Source organism: Nocardia sp. CA-136227 (assembly GCF_050955695.1).
In the GTDB taxonomy this organism is placed as follows: Bacteria; Actinomycetota; Actinomycetes; order Mycobacteriales; family Mycobacteriaceae; genus Nocardia.
Genome location: NZ_CP192081.1, coordinates 2,761,354 through 2,783,090 on the forward strand (window position 1 = coordinate 2,761,354; position 21,737 = coordinate 2,783,090).

Annotated in this window: 18 protein-coding genes; 9 read left to right on the forward strand and 9 right to left on the reverse strand. The window is 70.1% G+C overall.

Features of this window, described 5'->3' with window-relative positions; genetic code table 11:
* Nucleotides 1-46: 46 nt before the first annotated feature.
* The 4 genes from speD to ACQP06_RS12740 form a co-directional block, all read right to left on the reverse strand.
* Nucleotides 47-1,261, reverse strand: a complete 1,215-nt coding sequence (speD, locus tag ACQP06_RS12725; protein WP_433673303.1) for an adenosylmethionine decarboxylase — start codon at nt 1,259-1,261, stop codon at nt 47-49.
* Between the two features lie 12 nt (nt 1,262-1,273).
* Entirely contained in the window at nt 1,274-2,374 is a 1,101-nt protein-coding gene (locus ACQP06_RS12730) for a type III PLP-dependent enzyme (RefSeq protein ID WP_357094069.1), read from the reverse strand.
* Nucleotides 2,375-2,497: 123 nt separating this feature from the next.
* A complete protein-coding gene (locus tag ACQP06_RS12735; protein ID WP_433673304.1) occupies nt 2,498-4,966 on the reverse strand; it encodes a DEAD/DEAH box helicase in 2,469 nt (822 codons plus the stop codon).
* Between the two features lie 88 nt (nt 4,967-5,054).
* Nucleotides 5,055-6,008: a proteasome assembly chaperone family protein gene (locus ACQP06_RS12740; protein ID WP_433672411.1), complete on the reverse strand. Its 954-nt coding sequence runs from the start codon at nt 6,006-6,008 to the stop codon at nt 5,055-5,057.
* Between the two features lie 232 nt (nt 6,009-6,240).
* On the opposite strand from ACQP06_RS12740, the gene ACQP06_RS12745 reads away from it, so the two are divergent.
* Nucleotides 6,241-6,915: a sensor domain-containing protein gene (locus tag ACQP06_RS12745; RefSeq protein WP_433672412.1), complete on the forward strand. Its 675-nt coding sequence runs from the start codon at nt 6,241-6,243 to the stop codon at nt 6,913-6,915.
* A 67-nt stretch (nt 6,916-6,982) separates the two neighbouring features.
* Here the strand turns inward: ACQP06_RS12745 and ACQP06_RS12750 are convergent, their stop codons facing one another.
* Nucleotides 6,983-7,552: a hypothetical protein gene (locus tag ACQP06_RS12750; protein ID WP_433672413.1), complete on the reverse strand. Its 570-nt coding sequence runs from the start codon at nt 7,550-7,552 to the stop codon at nt 6,983-6,985.
* 123 nt (nt 7,553-7,675) lie between these two features.
* Nucleotides 7,676-8,623, reverse strand: coding sequence for a helix-turn-helix transcriptional regulator (locus ACQP06_RS12755; RefSeq protein WP_433672414.1), 948 nt, complete (start codon nt 8,621-8,623; stop codon nt 7,676-7,678).
* 94 nt (nt 8,624-8,717) lie between these two features.
* Here ACQP06_RS12755 and ACQP06_RS12760 point away from each other — a divergent pair, with 94 nt between their 5' ends.
* Together ACQP06_RS12760 and ACQP06_RS12765 are read left to right on the forward strand one after the other, a co-directional pair.
* The gene (locus tag ACQP06_RS12760) at nt 8,718-9,125 is read left to right on the forward strand and encodes a VOC family protein (RefSeq protein WP_433672415.1); all 408 of its coding nucleotides are present in this window, start codon (nt 8,718-8,720) and stop codon (nt 9,123-9,125) included.
* A 328-nt stretch (nt 9,126-9,453) separates the two neighbouring features.
* Nucleotides 9,454-10,695 carry a DUF4192 domain-containing protein gene (locus ACQP06_RS12765; protein WP_433672416.1) on the forward strand — a complete coding sequence of 414 codons (1,242 nt, stop codon included), beginning with the start codon at nt 9,454-9,456 and terminating at the stop codon, nt 10,693-10,695.
* A gap of 34 nt (nt 10,696-10,729) precedes the next feature.
* Here the strand turns inward: ACQP06_RS12765 and galE are convergent, their stop codons facing one another.
* The gene (gene galE, locus ACQP06_RS12770; protein WP_433672417.1) at nt 10,730-11,710 is read right to left on the reverse strand and encodes a UDP-glucose 4-epimerase GalE; all 981 of its coding nucleotides are present in this window, start codon (nt 11,708-11,710) and stop codon (nt 10,730-10,732) included.
* Between the two features lie 3 nt (nt 11,711-11,713).
* Complete coding sequence (locus tag ACQP06_RS12775) at nt 11,714-12,400, reverse strand: metal-dependent transcriptional regulator (protein ID WP_357093423.1); 687 nt, start codon at nt 12,398-12,400, stop codon at nt 11,714-11,716.
* 213 nt (nt 12,401-12,613) lie between these two features.
* Here ACQP06_RS12775 and ACQP06_RS12780 point away from each other — a divergent pair, with 213 nt between their 5' ends.
* The 6 genes from ACQP06_RS12780 (at nt 12,614) to ACQP06_RS12805 (ending at nt 20,867) form a co-directional block, all read left to right on the forward strand.
* Complete coding sequence (locus ACQP06_RS12780; RefSeq protein WP_433672418.1) at nt 12,614-13,870, forward strand: acetoin utilization protein AcuC; 1,257 nt, start codon at nt 12,614-12,616, stop codon at nt 13,868-13,870.
* A gap of 46 nt (nt 13,871-13,916) precedes the next feature.
* Nucleotides 13,917-16,619, forward strand: coding sequence for a GNAT family N-acetyltransferase (locus ACQP06_RS12785; RefSeq protein ID WP_433673305.1), 2,703 nt, complete (start codon nt 13,917-13,919; stop codon nt 16,617-16,619).
* Nucleotides 16,620-16,649: 30 nt separating this feature from the next.
* Nucleotides 16,650-19,412, forward strand: coding sequence for a phosphoenolpyruvate carboxylase (gene ppc / locus ACQP06_RS12790; protein ID WP_433672419.1), 2,763 nt, complete (start codon nt 16,650-16,652; stop codon nt 19,410-19,412).
* Between the two features lie 125 nt (nt 19,413-19,537).
* On the forward strand, nt 19,538-19,993 hold the full coding sequence (locus ACQP06_RS12795; RefSeq protein ID WP_433672420.1) for a hypothetical protein: 456 nt from the start codon (nt 19,538-19,540) through the stop codon (nt 19,991-19,993).
* Nucleotides 19,994-20,058: 65 nt separating this feature from the next.
* Entirely contained in the window at nt 20,059-20,427 is a 369-nt protein-coding gene (locus tag ACQP06_RS12800) for an ArsR/SmtB family transcription factor (RefSeq protein ID WP_433672421.1), read from the forward strand.
* On the forward strand, nt 20,424-20,867 hold the full coding sequence (locus tag ACQP06_RS12805; RefSeq protein ID WP_433672422.1) for an SRPBCC family protein: 444 nt from the start codon (nt 20,424-20,426) through the stop codon (nt 20,865-20,867). Before ACQP06_RS12800 ends, ACQP06_RS12805 begins: the two co-directional genes overlap by 4 nt.
* Before the next feature lie 7 nt (nt 20,868-20,874).
* On the opposite strand, the gene ACQP06_RS12810 is transcribed toward ACQP06_RS12805, so the two are convergent.
* Complete coding sequence (locus ACQP06_RS12810) at nt 20,875-21,726, reverse strand: NAD(P)H-binding protein (RefSeq protein ID WP_433672423.1); 852 nt, start codon at nt 21,724-21,726, stop codon at nt 20,875-20,877.
* Nucleotides 21,727-21,737: the final 11 nt, after the last annotated feature.

Sequence of the window (21,737 nt, forward strand, 5' to 3'; positions counted from 1 at the left end):
CCGCACAGCCTGGCTGTGCGGGGCGCTTCGGTTCGGAGCTGATCGACTAGACGGTCACGCTCGCACGCAGCGCGTGCGGCTCGATCGCGCCGCGGACCAGGGCCCGCTCGTCGATGGTCTCGGCCTTGTAGGGCAGGGTCGACAGCGTCTCGGTCATCTTCGCGACCGGGTCCGCCACGGCGGCCGGGGTACCGAAGATGAACGTCCACTCGTGCTCGTCGCTGACGTACGGAACGACGGTCTCGAACAGGTTGTGGAACCGGGTCCACGAACGCTTCAGGGTCTCGTTGCGCCACATGGTCTGACAGCCGGCCTGCGCGGCGAGCACGCCGCCCTCGGCCAGCAGCGCCTTACAGCGGTTGAGGAAGTCGTCCTCGTAGAGGCGATTGTGCTGCGCGTCCTCGACCCGCTCGTCCGGCAGGTCGATGCAGATCATGTCGTAGCGCACGCCCGCGGCCTCGGCCTTGGCCAGGAAGTCCCAGCCGTCGGCGTAGTGCATCTTGATCGGGCCGTTCTGCGCGACCGCCTCGGCCAGGTCGGCCTCGGAGTAGCCGTAGGGGAGGTACTTCGCGCACAGCTCCACCTCCAGCTGGTCGATGTCGACGTGGTCGACGAGCGAGGCGCCCGCGGCCACCGACATCTGCGAGGCGACACCCTCACCGGAACCGATGATCAGCACCTTGTCCAGCTTCGCGGCCAGCGCGTACCCCGGGACCAGCATGGCCTCGTGGTAGGTGAGCTGCGAGAACTCGGTGGACTGGCGGTCGTCGTCGGAGAACAGGGAGATGCCCTGCTCGGTCTTGGCGATGACCATGTGCTGGTACGGGGTGTTGGTGTCGACGATGGTTTCCGTCGTGTTCCACACCCGGGTCAGACCCTCGCCGACCGGCTCGTGGATCCGGCGGGCGGTGTGGCCGCGCTGGATGACCTCGATGTTGACCGACCCCGGGGACAGCTCCTGCTGCAGCAGTTCGACGGCCTTGGTGGCGCCGGAACCGATGCTGCCGCAAGTGAATACGTCGACGAAGATGTCGCCGGACTCAGGGTAGGTGTGGATCGAGGCGTGCGACTCGGCGAGCAGTGCCAGGATGGTGACACCCTGCGGCTCGAACTTCTTGCGCACGACATCGCAGATGGTCACCCCCGCGGCGACCAACGATTTTCGAAGCGCGGTTTCGAGTCGTTCGAGGTCGTCGCAGAGGCCAGCGTCGACACCACCGAACTCGGCCAGCACATGCCAGCCGGTGAATTCTGCCGTGATCATGGCTAAAACTCACTCTCGCTCAGCGCCAGTGACATGGACTGTCAGTGGCGGAAAACCGTTGAAGGACACCGACGAATAGCTCGCCGTATAGGCGCCGGTCTCGAGGATCCGAACGGGATCACCGGCTCGCAACGTGGTCGGAAGGAGGACACGCGTGCGTTGATAGAGTACATCGTCGCCATCACACGTAGGACCAGCGACTACCGCCTCGTCCTTCGGATCCGAGTCCCGATCGGTTTCGAATCGGTAGGCGATGTACTCGTTCTCGGTTTCGGCCATGCCGTTGTAGCGGCCGATGTCGAGGTATATCCAGCGCCGCCCGTCCGGCGCTCGGCGAACATTCACCACTTCGGCGTGGATCACACCGGTGTTGCCCACGAGGGCGCGACCGGGCTCCACCACCAGGGCGGTGTGTTCCGGGAGATAGCGGGCCGCCGCATCGGCGATCGCCGCACCCAGCTCCGAGACCCCCGGAGCCGGATCGACATACGAAATCGGCAGTCCCCCACCGATATTCACCGCGGTGACCGGAATGTCCTTGACGGCCAGCGCTTCCGCGATGGCTCCGGCCTGCTCGATGCCGATGCCCCACGCCTTCGGATCCAGCTGCTGGGAGCCGACGTGGAAGTAGGGCCCGACGACCTTCAGCCCGAGGTCGTGTGCCCGCACCAGCAGCCGCGCGGCCTCGCCCGGCGCGCAGCCGAACTTGGTGCCGAACGGCGTCTGCGACTGCGGCGCCGACGACAGGAACCGGCACTCGACCTCCGAGCCCGGCGCATGCTCGGCGATGCGTTCCAGGTCGTCCTCGGTGTCGAAGGCGTAGCGCCGCACACCCGCCGCGTAGGCGGTGGCGATCTGCGAGGCCTTCTTGATCGGGTTGCCGTAGCACATGACGGCCGGATCGACGCCCTGCGCGAGGCAGAGTTCGATCTCGCCGACGCTGGCGACGTCGAACTCGGCGCCCTCGTCATTCAGCAGCCGGATGATCTCCGGTAGCGGACTCGCCTTGACGGCGAAGCGAATTCGCGCCGCGGGTAGGGCGGCATGCAGTGCGCGGTAGTTCGCGCGCACCCGGTTCAGGTCGACGACCAGACAGGGTGACTCGGGCAGGTTTCGATCGGTCAATCTAAGGGAACTCTCCGTGGTTCGGTGGGCCGGCCGGAAAACGGCAACAGTGCGCGAGAATAGCAGCGTTCGGCCTCGAAAAACGAACCGGTGTGACGGGGGTTGCACTCACCCCGCGCTGATCGACACCTCGTCGAAGACCACTTCGCCCGCTGCGTCCGATTCCGCGAGATCCACGACGGCGTCCAGCGACCATCCGTGATCGCCCGCCGGGTCGTCGAGCACCTGGCGCACATGCCAGAAGCCGGGCCGCTGTTCCACCTGGAACAGTTTCGGGCCCCGGGCGTTCGGCCCGGTGCCGATGGTGGCGTACTCGTCGAAATAGGGGCCCAATTCGGCCTCCCAGTCCAGGTCGTCGCCCAGCTCCTCGAGCGCCGCCCAGCGTCGCAGCGCCGCCAGGTCGACCCGGCGGAACATGGCATTGCGCACCAGGACCCGGAAGGCGCGCTCATTGGCCGAGATCGGGCGCACCGTCTCCGCCCCGAACGCCACCTGCTGCTCGTCGCCCTCGGCGCCAGGATTGGTGAGCTGCTCCCATTCGTCGAGCAGGCTGGAGTCGACCTGCCGGATCAGCTCGCCCAGCCATTCGGTGATGTCGTCGAGTTCCTCGGTGCGGGCCTGTTCGGGCACGGTCCGCCGCAGCGCCCGGTAGGCGTCGGCCAGGTACCGCAGCACTACGCCCTCGGAGCGGGCCAGCTCGTAGCCCGACACCAGTTCGGCGAAGGTCATGGACCGCTCGACCATCTCGCGCACCACGGCCTTGGGGGAGGGCTCGAACTCCGACACCCAGGGATGCCCGGCCTTGTAGGTCTCGAACGCGGGCTCGATGAGTTCGGCGGCCAGCGGCTTGGGCCAGGTGACCTCTTCGAGGAGCTCCATACGCTCCTCGTATTCGATCCCGTCGGCCTTCATCTCCGCGACCGCCTCGCCGCGCGCCTTGTGCTGCTGGGCCATCAGCAGCTGGCGCGGATCCTCGAGGGTGGACTCGATGAGCGAGATCACGTCGAGGGTGTAGGTCGGCGACTCCTTGTCCAGCAGTTCCAGCGCCGCCAGCGCGAACGGCGAGAGCGGCTGATCGAGCGCGAAGTCGCGCTGCAGATCCACCATCAGCCGGGCGTGCCGGCCGTCGGCGTCGGGTTCGTCGAGCTGCTGCACCACGCCCGCGTCGCGCAGCGCCCGGTACAGCCGGATCGCCTTGAGGATGTGCCGGCGCTGCGCCGCGCGCGGCTCGTGGTTCTCCTCCAGCAGGTGTCGCATGGCGTAGAAGCAATTGCCCTTGCGCGCAATCACATTCAGCAGCATCGAGTTGGTCACGTTGAACCGCGACACCATGGGTTCGGGCGAGGCCGCCACCAGCCGGTCGAAGGTCTCCTCCGACCAGGACACGAAACCCTCGGGCGGCTTCTTCTTCTGGACCTTCTTGAGCTTCTTGGGGTCGTCGCCGGCCTTGGCGATCAGGCGCGCGTTCTCCACCTCGTGCTCGGGGGCCTGCACCACCACGGTGCCCATGGTGTCGTAGCCCGCGCGCCCGGCGCGGCCCGCGATCTGGTGGAACTCGCGGGCATTGAGCCGCCGGGTGCGCACGCCGTCGTACTTGGTGAGCCCGGTCAGCATGACCGTGCGGATCGGGACATTGATGCCGACGCCGAGGGTGTCGGTGCCGCACACCACCTTCAGCAGCCCGTCCTGCGCCAGCTTCTCGACCAGGCGGCGGTACTTGGGCAGCATGCCCGCGTGGTGCACGCCCACGCCGTGGCGGATGAACCGCGACAGCGTCTTGCCGAAGCCGGTGGCGAAACGGAATTCGCCGATGGCCGTGGCGATGGCGTCCTTCTCCGCCTTGGAGGACATGTTCACGCTCATCAGCGCCTGCGCCCGCTCCATGGCCGCGGCCTGGGTGAAGTGCACGACGTACACCGGCGCGAGGCTGGTGGTCACCAGATCCTCGAGCGTCTCGGTGATGGGGGTGCGCACGTACGAGAAGCTCAGCGGCACCGGCCGTTCCGAACCGGACACGATGGCGGTCTCGCGGCCGGTGCGCCGGGTCAGGTCCTCGGCGAAGAAGTCGACCTCGCCCAGGGTGGCCGACATGAGCAGGAACTGCGCCTTGGGCAGCTCGATCAGCGGCACCTGCCACGCCCAGCCGCGATCGGGATCGGCGTAGTAGTGGAACTCGTCCATGATGACCTGGCCGATATCGGCCGCCGCGCCTTCGCGCAGCGCCAGATTGGCCAGGATCTCCGCGGTCGCGCAGATGATGGGCGCGTCCGGGTTCACCGCCGCGTCACCGGTCACCATGCCGACCCGGTCGGCGCCGAACACCTCGCACAGCGCGAAGAACTTCTCGCTCACCAGCGCCTTGATCGGCGCGGTGTAGTAGCTGCGCTCGCCCTTGTTGAGCGCGGCGAAGTGCGCGCCCATCGCGACCAGCGACTTACCCGACCCGGTCGGGGTGTTGAGGATGACGTTGGACCCGGTCACCAGTTCCAGCAGCGCCTCTTCCTGCGCCGGGTACAGATTCAGGCCCTCCGAGCCCGCCCAGTCGGCGAAGGTCTCGTACAACCAGTCCGGGTCCACGTCGGAGACGGCACGGTCGGGAACCAATTCGGACAGCTGCACGCCGACAGACGTTACCGGTCGGCGCCTGGTGATCCCGCAACGACCACTACCGCAGCGGCGGGTTCTCCGGTCCGTCGCCGTCGGCGAACCCGGCCTGCTCGGCCAGGAAGCGCTCGAACTCCGCGCCCAGCTCGTCGCCGGTGGGCAGATCGTTCTCACTGGCCAGCAGGCTGGACTGGCGTTCCTGGGCGGTGACGAAGCTGTCGTACTGCCGCTCGAGCGCGGCGACCACGGTCTCCACCTCGGAATTGCCCGCGATCTGCTCGTTGACCTGTTCGCGCACCCGCGCGGCGGCGTCGGTGAGCGCGGCCAGCGGCAGTTCCAGGCCCGCGTTCTCGGCCACGTTCTCCAGCAGCGTCTGCGCGGCTTCCGGGTAGGCGGTCTGGGTCAGGTAGTGCGGCACATGCACCGAGAATCCGACCGACTCGTGTCCGTGCTGGGCCATCCGGAACTCCAGCAGCGAGGACGCGCTGCCGGGCACCTGCAGCTCACCCGGCCAGCGCTGATGCTCGCCGACCAGGTCGGAGTCCGAGGCGTGCGCGGTGACGCCGAGCGGGCGGGTGTGCGGGATGGCCATGGGGATCGCGCTCAGCCCGATGGTCCGGCGCACGCCCAGCTGTTCGGCCAGCAAGCGCACCGCGGTGACGAACCGCTCCCAGCGCAGATCCGGTTCCAGCCCGGCCAGCAGCAGGAACGGCGTGCCCGCGGTGTCCTTGAGGGCCCACAGGGTCAGTTCCGGCTCGGTGTAGTCGGAGAAGTGATCGGTCTTGAAGGTCATGAGCGGACGCCGCGAGCGGTAGTCGAGCAGCTCGTCCATGTCGAACGAGGCGACCAGCTCGTGCTCGAGGCTGTCCTTGAGATGCGAGGTGGCCAGGCGTACCGCGTGTCCGGCGTCGGTGAAACCCTCGAGGCCGTGCACCAGGACCGGGCCCGAGCCGTCGGGAGAGGACAGCTGCGGAGCCGGGAATTCCAGCTCGTACATTCGCGACTCGTAGTCCATCGCGTACTCCTTCCTGCGTGGCCCACTTTCGCGACCAACCCCATTGTCCCTCATACCCATGACAGGTGCGCAGCACCCGCACCCGCTGTGCAACACGCCGAACCCGGACCCGCATTCCCGCTGTCCTGGCGCGCGGCGTGGCATTCGGTGTGAACAGCCGATTTTCGGCATAGTGGGCCGAGTGACCCAGCCCTCCGCACCCCCCGTACACAGCACTCGCAGGACCGCGCGGATGGTGGGGATCGTCACGCTGGGCACGGTGCTGGCGGCCTGCGGGACCACGGTCACCGGGCATCCGACCGCGGTGCGCAACTCGGCGCCGGTCGCCACCGCCGACCAGACGCTCACCGCGATGCTGCCCGATCCGTCGAAGTTCCCGTCGCGCTACACCGCGGTCGTGCTGTCGCCGGAGACCGCGGCCCAGGCCGCTTACGACCTCGAGGGGTATCTGCCGGGGGCGCAGGTGGATCCGAGCACGTGCGCGCCGGTCGCGCCGAAGACCGGTCCGGCCGTGTCGGTCGGGACCGACGACCACGGTCAGGCGACGCTCACGGTGGTGCTGACCCGGCCGGGCAAGCCACTGTCGACGCTGCGGGATCAGTTGCGGCAGTGCGGGACCGTGAAGGTCGGGCACACCGGGGTGACCTCGGTGGTGACCACGCAGCTCGATCCGCCGCCACCGGTCATCGCCGACGACTCGCTCGCTCTGCGGCGCACGGTCGCACCTGAGAATCGGCCGGGCGGTCCGGAGAACCGCGACGGTCTCACCCGCAGCATGCAGACGCTGATCGGCCAGGTCGGCGAGGTGCGGGTCGCTGTGACGTATATGACTTCCGGGTCCACCTCCGATACCGAGGCGCTCGACACCCTGTTCACCGCGGCCGTCCGCAAGGTGCGCAAGGGCTGAGCGTCCCCGGGGCCCGGGAAGCCGCGGGAAAGGGAGCCGACCCTGCCTGCTCGGCTCCCGGACCCCATCAGCAGGCGGGAAGCGGCTGGTTCGAACCCGAGTTGGAACCGCTGCCGCCCGAGCCGGTGCCCGAGCCGCTGTCGCCGGAGCCGGTGGCCGAGCCGCTGCCCGCCGAACCGCTGCCGCCCGAACCGGTGCCCGCCGAACCACCCGACGAGCCCGGGATCAGCGAGGAGATCGGCGGGCACGTTCCGCCCTTGCCGACGATGTAGACGGTCTGAGTCTGGCTCAGCCCCTGGCGGACACCCACGGTGTAGGTGCCGTCATTGGTCGGGTGCCAGGCCAGGTTCGCGGCCGCGCCGGCGCCATACGAGACGGGGGTGAGGGTGCCGATGACCGCGCCGTTCACCAGGAAGTCGACCGGGGTCAGCTGGTCGGCGCCGCCGAGCGAGGCCTGGATGACGCAACCGTCGGCGACACTGCACGGCTTGTCGCTGGTGAGGCCCGCGACCTGGACGCCCTCGATGGAGGCGCCGGCCGGGGCGGCCAGCATGGAACCGGCCACCACGGCGAGCGCGACGGCCGCCGTCGCACCGGCGGCGGGCCGGCGTAGATCTGGGTAGAGCTCTTTACTCACGGAAAATCCTTTCGGCGCGTTGAAGGGGTCGCGCCGGGCGGACTGTAACAGTGGCGGACTGTGAAAGTTCACGAAATCGCCACTGCTGCAACATCATTCGGTTATCGCATAACAGGGAAGCGGTTACTCGCCGGTACGGTAGCGGGCGAGCAGTTCCGCGCCCAGGCGCGCGAGCTCCGCGCGCACCGATTCCGGCTCCACCACCTCCACGGCCGCGCCCCAGCCCGCCAGCTGCTGGGCGATCATGAGCGCCGTCGGCGCGGTGACCGTGGCCCGGACCCGCCCGTCGCCGGTGGGGCCGTCCAGAACGCAGTGCCGCCCTTGCTGTTTGCGCAGCACCGGCGCCAGCTCGGCGGTGATCAGCACCGTCGCCGCGAGCGAGGAGCGCTGCCGTTCGACCTCCTCGACCACCTCCGACCAGGCCGTCGAGAGGTCGAAATCGTCCGGCCGGGAGGCGATCTCGCCGGTCGGCTCGGCACTCGCGATCCCGTCCACGCGGAAGGTCCGTTGCCCGCGCTCGGTTCCGGCGACCAGGTACCAGATGCCGTCCTTGTCGACCAGGCCCCACGGATCGACCAGCCGCTCGGTCCGCTGCCCGGCGCGGTCGTAGCGCAGCCGGATCCGGCTGCGGCGCACCACCGCCCGCTGCAGCTCGTCCACCAGGGCCGGGGGCCGATCGTCGGATTCGCCCCAGCGGGCCGGGTCCACCACGATCGCGCCCGCCGCCGCCTGCGCGGTGTCGCGGAAGGTGGGCGGCAAGGCGCGCAACAGCTTCCGCAGCGCGGACTTGGTGGCGGGGCTCGCCGTGGCCACCGGGCCCAGCAGCAGGAACAACGCCTGGGCCTCGGGGCCGGTGAGACCGCTCAGGTCCGTGCGCGCGCCGCCGACCAGCGCCCAGCCGCCGCCGCGTCCGGGCTGCGGGTAGATCGGGACGCCAGCCGCGGACAGGGCTTCCAGGTCCCGGCGGGCGGTCGCCACCGACACCTCGAGTTCGGCCGCCACCTCGGCCGCGGTCACCCGGCTCCGGGTCTGCATGAACAGCAGGGTCGCCACCAATCGATCCGCGCGCATACCCGGAATTCTGCCCGGAAAAGTGCTCATTCGGTGAGCACTTTGCGCGCGATGATGGTGTGGTAACCAGCTGAACCGATCGAGGAGAACCGCCATGCTGCGTGGAATGGCCACCGTCAACTACTTCGCCGACGATCTCGAGGCGGCCAAGGACTGGTACAGCGAACTGCTCGGCGTGCAGCCGTATTTCGCCGTGCCGGGCGGGTACTACGAGTTCCGCATCGGTGACTACCAGGCCGAACTGGGCATCATCGCGGGCAAGTTCGCGCCCTCGCACCCGGATGTCCCGGGCGGTCAGATCGTGAACTGGCACGTCGACGATGTCGCCGCCACCTTCGAGCGGCTGCTCGGCATGGGGGCGACCGTGTACGAGCCGATCATCGAGCGCGGCGAGGGCACCGGTTTCGTGACGGCCTCGGTGGTGGACCCGTTCGGCAATGTCCTGGGGATCATGTCCAATCCGCACTACCTGGCGATCCTGGCCGAGTCCCGGCCCGCCTAGGCGTCTTTCGTTGCGCACGGTCTCCTTCCGGCGCTGCCGCGGGGCAGTGCCAGGCGGACACTAGCAGCGGAAACGCGGCCGGGCGGGGAAAATGAAATGATTGCATTTCAGGTTCGGGTCCCGAGGGCTCGGCGTTGGGCGCCCGGACACGGCGGCCGTGCGAGCGGGCGCACGATAACAACGGGCACCGACACGGTCCGCGTTGCGGCTGCCTGACCACGCCGAGTACTCCACGACTCGCGATCGGGGCGGTGAATCATCCACAGCCCCAGCGAAACCCGAGGTCGCCGATCGGGGCCGGGTGGTGGCCGGGCGCACTCTCGACGGCATGAACGCACCCATCGAGCCCACGCCGTCCATCGAGCCCACCCTGCCCGTCGAGCTCACTGTGCCCGTCGAACCGGCTCCGCCCGCCGAGCCCGCGCCGCGGCCGGCACCCGTGCTGTCCGATCGCCCGGACACCGCGGCCGACCCGCCGTTCGAGGATCAGGGGGAGTGCGGGCCGCGGCTGCGTGAACCCGGTGACCTGATCGCCGCCGTCCCCGCGATGCTCGGCTTCATGCCCGCGCGGTCACTGGTGGTGACCGTGCTGCGGGCGGACCCGGAGTCGCCGAAGGCCGCGGCGGTCGAGGTGGTGACCCGCATGGACCTCGACAATCGGGGCCGATCCGCGACCGGACTGCTGGTCGAGCGGGTCGCGGGAATCTGTGTGCGGCACCGGGCCGTCGCGGCGCTGGCCCTCGTGATCGACGACCGCGCGACCGAACCCACCGGGCGGCACGCGGGGGTGCGGGCGCGCAAGCACGGTGATCTCGTTGCCGCCCTGGAACATCGGCTCGACGCGGACGCGGTGCCGCTGGCCGGAGCCTGGGCGGTCCAGGCCATCGGGCCGGAACTGCCCTGGTGGACGCTGTCGGGGCCGTGGTCGCGCGGGCTCCAGCATGATCCGGCGACCTCGATGGTGACCTTGCGCCACGTCCTCGACGGCCGCCCGCTGCGCGGGTCCCGCCGGGAGCTGACCGACCTGCTCGCGGTCGACCCCGTGTCGCGGGACGCGACCGCCGCCGCCCTGGAGATCGCGGCAGCCGCCACGGCCCGGCCGGCGCAGCCCGGTGATCCGCGGGTGCGACTGCGGCTCGAATTGTGCCGGGTGCTGGGCTATCTCGAACGGGTCGAGGCCGGGATCCGGCTCACCCCGGTCGAGCTGGCGGAGCTGGCCGTCGCGCTCCGGGATCCGGCGCTGCGCGACATCATGTTCGGGCTGGCGCCGGGCCCGCACGCTGATGGCGCGGAAGCACTGTGGACCCAGCTGACCCGGGCGCTGCCCGATCCGGGTCGCGCCGAAGCGGCAGCGCTGCTGGGCTATTGCGCGTACTCGCGGGGTGACGGCCCCTTGGCCGGTGTGGCGCTGGACGCCGCGCTGACCGCGGATCCGCAGCACCGCATGGCGACCCTGCTGGAACTGGGCTTGCAGACCGGCATGCCACCGGAGCGGTTGCGGCGGCTCGCGGACTCCGGCCGCGAGACCGCCGCCGATCTGGGCGTGCGCCTCGGGCCGGAGCCGCGGTGATCACACCGCGGACCCCGGGCCGGTCCGGAAGGGCTCAGCGGGCGCTGTGCGCGCGGTCGCCGAGAGAGCGCAGGAATTCCCAGGCGTCGGAGACGATCTCGTCGAGATCGGTGTGCTCGGGCGTCCAGCCGAGTTCGGCGACGGCCTTGGCGCTGGAGGCGATCAGCACGGCCGGGTCACCCGCGCGGCGCGGGGCGTCGACCGCGTTGATCGGCAGCCCGGTCACCCGCGCGCAGGCCGAGATGACCTCGCGCACCGAGAAACCGGTGCCGCTGCCCAGATTGAAGATCCGATGCGCACCCGGCTGCGACTGCTCGAGCGCCTCGAGATGCGCCTGCGCCAGATCGCGGATGTGGATGTAGTCGCGCACCGCGGTGCCGTCCGGAGTCGGGTAGTCGGTGCCGAACACCGAGATCGACTCACGGTGACCCAGCGCGGTCTGCAGGACGAGGGGGATGAGATGGGTTTCCACCACACGGTTCTCGCCGAGCCCGGCGTAGGCGCCGGCCACGTTGAAGTAGCGCAGGCTGGTCGCGGCCAGGCCGTGCGCGGCCGCGTACGAGGTGATCGCGTAGTCGATGGACAGCTTCGACGCGCCGTAGGGGTTCGTCGGCGCCTTCGGGGCGTCCTCGACGATCGGCACCTGCTCCGGTTCGCCGTACACCGCTGCGGTGGAGGAGAACACCAGCTTCGGCGTGCCCGCCGCCCGCATGGCCTCGAGCAGGGCCAGGGTCTTGACCACATTGCCGTGCCAGTACTTCTCCGGCGCCACCACCGATTCGCCGACCAGCGACTGGGCCGCGAAATGCAGCACCCCGTCGAAGGATTCGGACGCGATCAGTTCGGTGCCGACGGTGGCGATATCGCCCTCGACGAACTTGGCCCCGGCCGGGACGCCGTCGGCGTTGCCGGTGGACAGATCATCGACGACCACGACCTCGTGGCCGTCCTCGAGCAGAACCTGCGCGCACACGCCACCCACGTAGCCGGCGCCGCCAGTTACCAGAAGCTTCACGGATCAGACCAACTTCACCTGGACGGCATGCGCCATCTCGTCGGACAGTTCGAATCCCTCGTGGCCGGGCACCGAGATGACCACGGCACCCGGCTTGTTCTCCACGGTGACGCGGGCGTCGGGCACCACACCGGCCTGGCGGAGCTGGTTGATGGTCTCCGGGTCGGTCTGGATGTGCTCGGACAGCCGGCGCACCACCACGGCCTGGGCCTGCCCGGCGGGCAGGTCGCTGAGCCGGACCAGCTTCTCCTCGGACCCGGCGGCGGGATCGATGCCCAGTTCGTCCAGGCCCGGAATCGGATTGCCGTAGGGGGAGGTGGTGGGGTGGTTGAGCACCTCGACCAGGCGGCGCTCGACCTCCTCGCTCATCACGTGCTCCCAGCGGCAGGCCTCGGCGTGCACGTTCTCCCACTCGAGACCGATGATGTCGACCAGCAGCCGCTCGGCCAGCCGGTGCTTGCGCATCACCGCGACCGCCATGGCGCGGCCCTTCTCGGTCAGTTCGAGGTGGCGATCACCGGCGACGTTCAGCAGACCGTCGCGCTCCATCCGCGCGACCGTCTGGCTCACCGTCGGGCCGCTCTGCTCGAGGCGTTCGGCGATGCGCGCACGCAGCGGCGTGACGCCCTCCTCCTCGAGGTCGTAGATGGTACGGAGGTACATCTCCGTGGTGTCGACCAGATCCTTCACCTGTTAAACCCCTTCGTCGGCACGAATTCTACCCATGCACGGCGGCTGCACCGGGCGACAGCTTATTTCGCGGACGCACGGTCAACAGCCAGGACGGGCAGCGTGTTCCCAGCAGGTTTGCTCGGTGGCAGCCTGCCATCCCGGTACGACAGCCCGGCGGGCACCGCGGTGTGCCAAGCCTACGAACCGGCGCGACGCATTAGCGTGGCAGGTATGCCTGGCCGAGCTGGTGGTGAACCGAACCTCGCAGTGGATGGAACGGTCGTATGGACCGATCGATTCCTCGACTACACCTGGACCCCCGAACACCCCATGCGCCCGGTGCGCCTGCAGTTCACCATGGCGCTGGCCGAGGGACTGGGCCTGCTCGACGGCGTGGAGCAACTCACACCGGACGCCGCGGGTGAATCGGAGCTGCTGCGCGTCCACACCCACGACTACATCGAGGCCGTGAAGCACGCGCGGCCACCGCTGGGCTCGGTCCCCACCGCCCCGCCCTACGGGCTCGGCTCCGCCGACAACCCGGTGTTCCCGCACATGCACGAGGCGGCGTCGGTGATCGTGGGCGGCACGCTGGCCGCCGCGCAGGCGATCGCGGCCGGGCACACCCGCCGGGCGGTGAGCATCGGTGGTGGTATGCATCACGCCATGCCGGCCTCGGCAGCGGGGTTCTGTGTGTACAACGATGTAGCGGTGGCGATTTCGTGGTTGCTCGACAACGGTTTCGACCGCATCGCCTATCTCGATGTGGACGTGCACCACGGTGACGGGGTGCAGCGGGTGTTCTACGGGGACCCGAGGGTGCTGACGGTGTCCATCCACCAGCACCCGGCGACCCTGTGGCCCAATACCGGCTGGCCGGAGGAGACCGGCATGGGCGCGGCCGAGGGCACCGCCATCAACCTGCCGATCATGCCCGGCACCCGGGATTCGCTGTGGCTGCGCGGGTTCCACGCCGTGGTGCCGGGCGCGCTGGCGGCGTTCCGGCCGCAGATCGTGATCAGCCAGTGCGGTGTCGACACCCACCGCGAGGATCCCCTGGCCGATCTGGAACTCAGCATCGACGGTCAACGCGCGGCCTTCCTGGCCATGCGCGAGCTCGCCGACCGGTACGCCGAGGGCCGCTGGCTGGCGGTGGGCGGCGGCGGGTACGGCCTGATCCGGGTGGTGCCACGGGCCTGGACCCACCTGCTGGCCACCGCCCTGGATCGCACCATCGACCCCACGACCGCCACCCCGCCCGAATGGCGGGAGCTGGTCGGCCGATACGCGCCCATGGTGGCGGTGCCCGAGACCATGGGCGACGGGGCCGACACCTCGTTCGCGCGCTGGGACGGCCCCGGCGGCGGCCGCGACACCGGCGACGAGCGCGTGGACCGCGCCCGCCGGGCCCTCGACACATCCGTATTGGCAACACGCCGAGCGAGTTTCGGCCTGCTCGGCCTGGATCCGGAGGATCCCCGTGACTGACCCGTCCCACTCCGCCGACCCGGCCGCCGTCTCCGGCAACGGCAGCGTGCCCCCGGCGCCGGCCCCGCCGCTGCCGCCGGACACCCCCGGCACCCCGGTGAATCCGCCTCCGCCGCCGGAACATTGGTTCGCCGACGTGCTCGCCTCCGACGGCGGCGTGGTCGGGCTGCGGCCCATCACCCCCGACGACGCCGAGGCGCTGGAGCGCTTCCACACCGCGCTCTCCGACCGCACCCGCTACCTGCGCTACTTCGGGCCGTACCCGCGGATGACGCCCAAGGACCTGTACCGGACCACGCACGTGGACTACCGCGACCGCGTCGGGCTGGTGACCGAACTCGGCGACGAGATCATCGCGGTGGGCCGCTACGAGTACCTGGCCGACCGGCCGGGACCGCGCGCGGCCGAGGTGGCGTTCGTGGTCGCCGACGAGCATCAGGGCCGCGGGCTGGGCTCGATCCTGCTCGAACACCTGGCGGGCGCGGCCGCGGAGAACGACATCGAGACCTTCGTGGCCGAGGTGCTCGCCGAGAACAACGCCATGGTGCAGGTGTTCCGCGACGCCGGTTATCAGGTGCAGCGCAGCCGCGACGGGTCGGTGCTGCACCTGGAATTCGCCATCGACCCCACCGAAGCGCTGCTGTCGGTGCGGGATTCGCGCGAGCGGGCCTCGGAGGCACGCAGCGTCGGGAACCTGTTGTCGCCCAAGTCCATCGCGGTGATCGGGGCCACCCCGTCGACCAGCCGGGTGGGTGGCGCGGTGCTGGCCAACCTGCTCTCGGGGGCCTATCAGGGACCGGTGTTCCCGGTGAACCGGAACCGCACGGCGGTGCGCGGCGTGCGCGCGTATCCGACCGTGCGCGACATCCCCGACGAGGTCGACCTGGCCGTGATCGCAGTGCCCGCCACCGAGATCGGGTCGGTGCTCGACGACTGTATGGCCAAGGGGGTCAAGGGCCTGGTGGTGCTGACCGCCGGATTCTCCGAGACCGGTCCGCACGGCTATCAGGCCGAACGCGATCTGGTCGACGCCGCGCGGGCGCACGGCATGCGAGTGGTGGGTCCGAGCGCGCTCGGCATCGCCAACACCGATCCGGCGATCGCGTTGAACGCCACCCTCGCGCCGGTGTTGCCCGGGCGTGGGCGGATCGGATTCTTCTGCCAGTCGGGCCCACTCGGCGCGGCCATTCTGGGCGAGGCCGCGGCCCGGCAGCTGGGGCTGTCGACCTTCGTCTCCGCCGGCAACCGCGCCGACGTCTCCGGCAACGACCTGCTGCAGTACTGGGACAGCGACCCGGACACCGATGTGGTGCTGCTGTATCTGGAGACCTTCGGCAATCCGCGCAAGTTCTCCCGTATCGCGCGCCGGGTGGCGCACACCAAACCCATTGTGGCCGTGAACAGCGGCCGCAACGCGGCGCGGGTGGACGGGGATCAGGATCTGGATCGCTCGCTGGTGCGCAACCTGTTCGCGCAGGCCGGGATCATCCAGGTCGATTCCATCACCGAGCTGTTCGACTGCGCCATGCTGCTGGCCTATCAGCCGCTGCCCGCCGGGCCGCGGCTGGCGGTGATCGGCAACAGCGCCGCGCTGAGCTGGCTGGCCGTCGACGCGGCGCGCGGTGAGGGCCTGACCGTGGACGAGCCCACCGACCTCGGGCCGCAGGCCGGTCCGGCGGACTACCTGACCGCGGTGGCCGCCGCGACCAGCGATCCGGCGGTGGACGCGGTGATCGTCATCTACTCGCCGCCGGTGCCCGCCGCCGTGGCCTCCTTCGCCGAGGCGATTCGCGCGGGCGCGCAATCGGATCCGGCGACCCCGGTGCTCACGACCTTCGTCGCCGATCAGGGCATGCCGAACCTGCTCGCCACCCGCGGGCTGGGCGGCATCCTCGAACGCGGTTCCATTCCCTCCTACGGCGATCCGGAGCGGGCCGCCCGCGCGCTGGGGCGGGCGCGGCGCTACGCCGAGTGGCGCACCCGGCCGCTGTCGCCGATCGCCAGGCCCGGCGGCGCCGACACCGCGCGGGCGCGGGAACTGGTGGCGCGGTGGATGTCCGAGGACGCCACCGCGTGGCTCACCGATCTGCAGGCCGCGGAACTGCTGGGCTGCTACGGGATCGACGTGGTCGAGTTCCGGGAGGTCCGCGACGCCGACGCCGCCGTGGCGGCCGCCGACGAACTGGGATTCCCGGTGGCGGCCAAGGCCACCGGTGAGATCTGGCGCAACCGGCCCGATCTCACCGGTGTGCGCCTGGACCTGTGGCGGCCCGACGCCGTGCGGCGGGCGTTCACCGATCTGGCGGAGATCTCCGGCAACCCCGTGCACATTCAGCGCATGGCCACCAAGGGCGTGGGCTGCACCTTCCGGGTGCAGGACGACCCGTCGTTCGGTTCGGTCATCAGTTTCGGCCTGTCGGGCACCATCATCGACCTGCTCGGCGACCGGGTGTACCGGGCGCTGCCGCTGACCGAGGCGGAGTCGGCCGAGCTGATCGACGCGCCCCGGGCGGCCCCGCTGCTGTCGGGCACCGTCGGCGGGCGCGATCTCGGCAAGCCGGTCGACAAGGGCGCGCTGGCCGAACTGGCGCAACGGATCTCGGCGCTCTGCGACGACCTGCCGGAGGTGCGAGAGTTGCAGTGCGAACCGGTGCTGGCCTCGCCGGAGGGCGCGGCGGTGCTGTACGCGCGGGTGCGAATCGGGCCGGAACCCAACCGGTTCGACATCGGGCCGCGCCGGATGGGTTGAGCAGTAGCCGAACTCGGAGAGGTGAACGTAGTGCAGGCGAATCAGATCGAGACGGCAACCGCGCCGTTGCGCGACGACATCCGGTTCCTCGGCGGCATTCTCGGGGACACCATTCGCGACCACGAGGGCCCGGAGATCTTCGACCTGATCGAACGGGTCCGGGTGGAGGCGTTCCGGATCCGCCGCTCGGAGGTGGAGCGCAGCGCGGTCGCGGACATGCTGCGCGATGTCGACATCCGTACCGCCATCCCGGTGATCCGCGCCTTCAGTCACTTCCTGCTGCTGGCCAATCTGGCCGAGGACCTGCAGCGCGATCGCCGGCGCGCGGTGCACGTCGCGGCCGGGGAGCCGCCGCAGGACTCCAGTCTGGCCGCCACCTACCAGAAGCTCGACGCCTACGGGCCGGACGGCGCGGTGGTCGCCGACCTGCTGTCGGACGCGCTGGTGTCGCCGGTCATCACCGCGCATCCGACCGAGACGCGGCGACGCACCATCTTCGACGTGCAGGGCAAGATCACCGACCTGATGCGGCAGCGGCAGCGCTACAACAGGTACGAGCCGGAGTTCGCCGCACTCGAGGTCGACATCCGCCGGCAGGTGCTGCAGCTGTGGCGGGCGGCGCTGATCCGGTTGGCGCGCTTGCGGATCCAGGACGAGATCGACGTAGGGCTGCGGTACTACGACCTCACGCTGTTCGACGTCATCCCGCGCATCAACGACCAGGTGCGGGCCGCGCTGCGGTCCCGCTGGCCGGGGCACGACCTGCTGGCGCGGCCGATCCTGCGGCCGGGCTCATGGATCGGCGGTGACCGCGACGGCAATCCCAATGTGACCGCCGACGTGGTGCACCGCGCCACCCGCCGCGCGGGCACGGTCGCGTTCGAGCGATACCTGAGCGCGCTGGTCGAGCTGGAGAAGACGCTGTCGCAGTCGGCGCGGCTGGTGCCGGTGACGCCGGAGCTGGCGGCGCTGGCCGACGCCGGCTTCGACGAGTCGCCGCAGCGGGCCGACGAGCCGTATCGCCGGGCTGTGCGCGCGATCCGGGCCCGGCTCAGCGCCACCGCGATCCGGGCGCTGGGTGAACTCCCCGCGGACGGCATCGACGCCGGGGCGCTGCCCTATGACGGGCCGGGGGAGTTGCTGACCGATCTGGGCGTGGTCGACGCGTCCATGCGGGCGTCCGGGGACGGACTGTTGGCCGACGACCAGCTGGCCTCGGTGCGATCGGCCGTGGAGACCTTCGGGTTTCACCTCCAGGGCCTGGACATGCGCCAGAACTCCGAGACCCACGAGCAGGTGGTGACGGAGCTGTTCGCCTGGGCCGGAGTGCATCCCGACTACGCCTCGCTCGACGAGGACCAGCGGGTGGCGCTGCTGTCGGCCGAATTGACCACGCGCCGACCGCTGGTCGGGCCCGCCGCGCGGCTGAGCGACCTGGCCGCCAAGGAGCTCGCGGTGGTGCGCGCCGCCAGGGCCGCGCTCGACGATCTGGGCCCGGACACCGTGCCCAACTACATCATCAGCATGTGCACCTCGGTCAGCGACATGCTCGAGGCCGCGCTGCTGCTGAAGGAGGCGGGCATTCTCGATCCGGGCGACGCGGACACCGCGCCGTCCAGCCCGGTCGGGGTGGTGCCGCTGTTCGAGACGATCGACGACCTGCGCCACGGCGCCGACATCCTCTCGGCCGCACTGGAAGTGCCCGCCTATCACCGCCTGGTGGCCGCGCGCGGCATGCAGCAGGAGGTCATGCTCGGGTACTCCGACTCCAACAAGGACGGCGGATACCTCGCCGCCAACTGGGCGCTGTACCGCGCCGAGCAGAACCTGGTGGACGTGGCCCGCAAGACCGGAATCCGGTTGCGGCTCTTCCACGGTCGCGGCGGCACCGTCGGCCGCGGCGGCGGCCGCAGCTACGACGCCATCCTGGCCCAGCCGGCCGGGGCGGTGCGCGGCGCGCTGCGGCTGACCGAGCAGGGCGAGGTCATCTCCACCAAATACGCCGATTCCGGCACCGCGTACCGCAATCTGGAGGCGCTGGTCGCGGGCACCCTGGAATCCACTCTGCTGGATGTGGAGGGGCTGGGCGCGGAGGCCGAGCCCGCCTACGAAATCCTCGACGAGCTGGCCGAATCCGCGCGCATCGCGTACTCGAAACTGGTGCACGAGACCCCGGGCTTCGTCGAGTACTTCCGGGCCTCCACCCCGGTGGCCGAGGTCGCGGACCTGAACCTGGGCAGCCGCCCCGCCTCGCGCAAACCCACCGACTCCGTCTACGACCTGCGCGCCATCCCGTGGGTCATGGCCTGGAGCCAATCGCGGGTCATGCTGCCCGGCTGGTACGGCACCGGCACCGCGTTCGAGCAGTGGATCGGCGACGACCCCGCGCGCCTGGCCACCCTGTCGGACCTGTACCGCCGCTGGCCGTTCTTCAACACGGTCATGTCCAACCTGGCTCAGGTGATGGCCAAGGCGGACATGGACATCGCCGCCCGCTACGCCGACCTGGTGCCCGACGAAGCCTTGCGCGACACCGTCTTCCGCATGATCTGCGACGAGTTCACCCGCACCGCGCGCATGCACGCCGCCATCACCGGCGCCGACGAACTGCTCGCCGACAACCCGGCCCTGGCCGAGTCCATCCACAACCGCTTCCCGTACCTGGAACCGCTCAACCAACTCCAGGTCGAGCTACTGCGCCGACGCCGTGCGGGGGACACCTCCGAACTGGTCGAGCGCGGCATCCTGCTCACCATGAACGGTCTCGCCACCGCCCTGCGCAACTCCGGCTAACCGACCCGGCGGCCCTGCCCCGGAAACCTGGGGCAGCCCGGTTGAGTGGAATGTCCGAATTCCACACTCTGTGAACGCTACTGTTCGTGAACCTCGTCCACGGGGTTCACGAACAGGAGTAGCGCATGAGCGCAGGCAATGCGATCGCCCGCGGAATCGGCAGGGGCGCAGTGGTTTTGATGGCGACCGGTGCCCTGGGCGGGCTGGCGACGTCGACCGCGTCGGCGTCGGAAGTCGCCGTCACCCTCACCGCCCCGGCGGGTGGCTATGTCGTGGGAACCAAGGTGTGGATCGACCTGAAGGTCTCACCCACGCTCTTTCATCTCCCGTGGGAGCGGGTGACCTTGCGGGACAACGGAACCTGCTTCTTCTCGGGGTTCCAGGGCTTCATGACCGGCTTCTACACCACCTGGATCCCGACCACCGCGGGCTCCCACACGATCACCGTGACCCAGGGGCCGCAGTCCGCCTCGCAGACCGTCACAGTCGCCGCCGCACCGCCCGGCACGCCCATCCCGGATCCCGGTACCTACGGCTGCGACGGCACCGGAAGCATCGGTACCGGGAGCTTCGGGTTGTGATCGTGGCCCTTCTCGGGGTTGTGCGGGGTTTGACGCGTAGGTAATTTCCTACCTATTGTGGTTGGGTGCCCTACCGCTTGAAGTCCGGAGACGCCGATCGTGTGTTCGGCGCGCTGGCCAATCCGACCCGGCGCGACATCCTCGAGCTGCTGCTCGAGGGTGAGCAGTCGGTGCAGGTGATCGCCGAGCGCTTCGACATGGCCCGGCCCAGCGTGTCCGAGCACCTGAAGGTGCTGCGGGACGCGGGCCTGGTGGCCGAGGACAAGCGTGGGCGGCAACGGTTCTACCGCGTGGAACCGGACCCCCTGTACGACGTGCAGTCCTGGCTCGATCCGTTCGAACGGTTCTGGCGGGCCCGGCTGCGTGACCTGGGCGCGGTGCTGGACGCCATGCCCGACGACCCCGACCAGCCCGACGAGAAGGACCGACGATGACCGACGACACCACCAGGATCGAACTCGACCAGTTCTATCCGCACCCGCCCGCCAAGGTGTGGCGGGCGCTCACCACCCCGGAACTCATGGGGCAGTGGATGATGCGGCCCGTTGGGTTCGAGCCGGTGGTGGGCACGGTCTTCGAGATGACGACCCAGCCCATGCCCGGCCAGAACTTCTCCGGCGAGATCCGCGGCCGGGTGCTCGAGGTCGTCGAGCCGGAACTGCTCACCTTCACCTGGAACGACGCCGAGGCCGAGCGGGAGACGGGCTGGGTCATCAGCTGGACCCTGCGTCCCGAGGGGCGCGGCACCCGAGTCCTGTTCAGCCACAGCGGCTTCGACCCCGAGGATCCGGTCATGCAGCGCGCCCGCAGCATCATGGGCGGCGGCTGGCAGGGCATGCACGACCGGCTAGGTTCGGTCCTGGCGGCCGCCTGACCCCGGCTCAGGCTCCGAACTCGGTGCGGTGGTCGCGCACCCAGTCGGCGTAGGTGCGGGGCGCGCGGCCGAGGACCTGCTCGACATCGCCGGTGACGATCGCGTTCCCGCCGTCGCGGACGAACGCCTGACCGGCCAGCGCACCGTCCGCGTACTCCTCGGACATGCCCGACTCGAGCATGAACCCGCGAGCCACATCCAGGGGGATGTCGGTGACGTCGATGGAACGGTTGAGCGCCGCCGCCAGCACGGCGGCCTGGTCATGGGTGGTCAGTGCCGCGGGACCGGTGAGAGTGTAGATCCGTCCCGCATGGTCGTCGGAGAGCAGGGCTTCAGCGGCCACCGCCGCGACATCGCGCGGGTCGATCACGCCCTGCGCGCCGGCGCCGGTCATGTTCGGGACCGGCTGACCGGCCTGGATCGGGGCGACCCAGCTACGGGTGTTGGAGGCGAAACTGCTGGGCCGCAGGATGGTCCAGTCCACCCCGCTCTCGCGCACCGCCTGCTCGCCGGGCATGTGCCAGGTGCCGACCCGCCCCAGCTCCGGATCTCCGGTGCCGATCGCGGACAGCTTCACCACGCGGCGCACCCCGGCCGCGCGCGCCGCCGCGACCAGCGCCCGATCCAGTTCCACGTAGTCCGGGCCGAGCAGCCCGACCAGGAACGCCGCCTCCGCGCCGGAGAAGGCCGCGGCCATGGATTCGGTGTCGGCGTATTCGCCGCGCACCACCTCGACTCCGGCCGGAACCCGCGCCAGCTCCGGATTCCGGGTCACCGCACGGACTTTCACGTCCCGCTCGGCCAACAACCGGACGACTTCACTGCCGATGGTGCCCGTGGCACCGGTGATAACGATCATGTCCATCACCC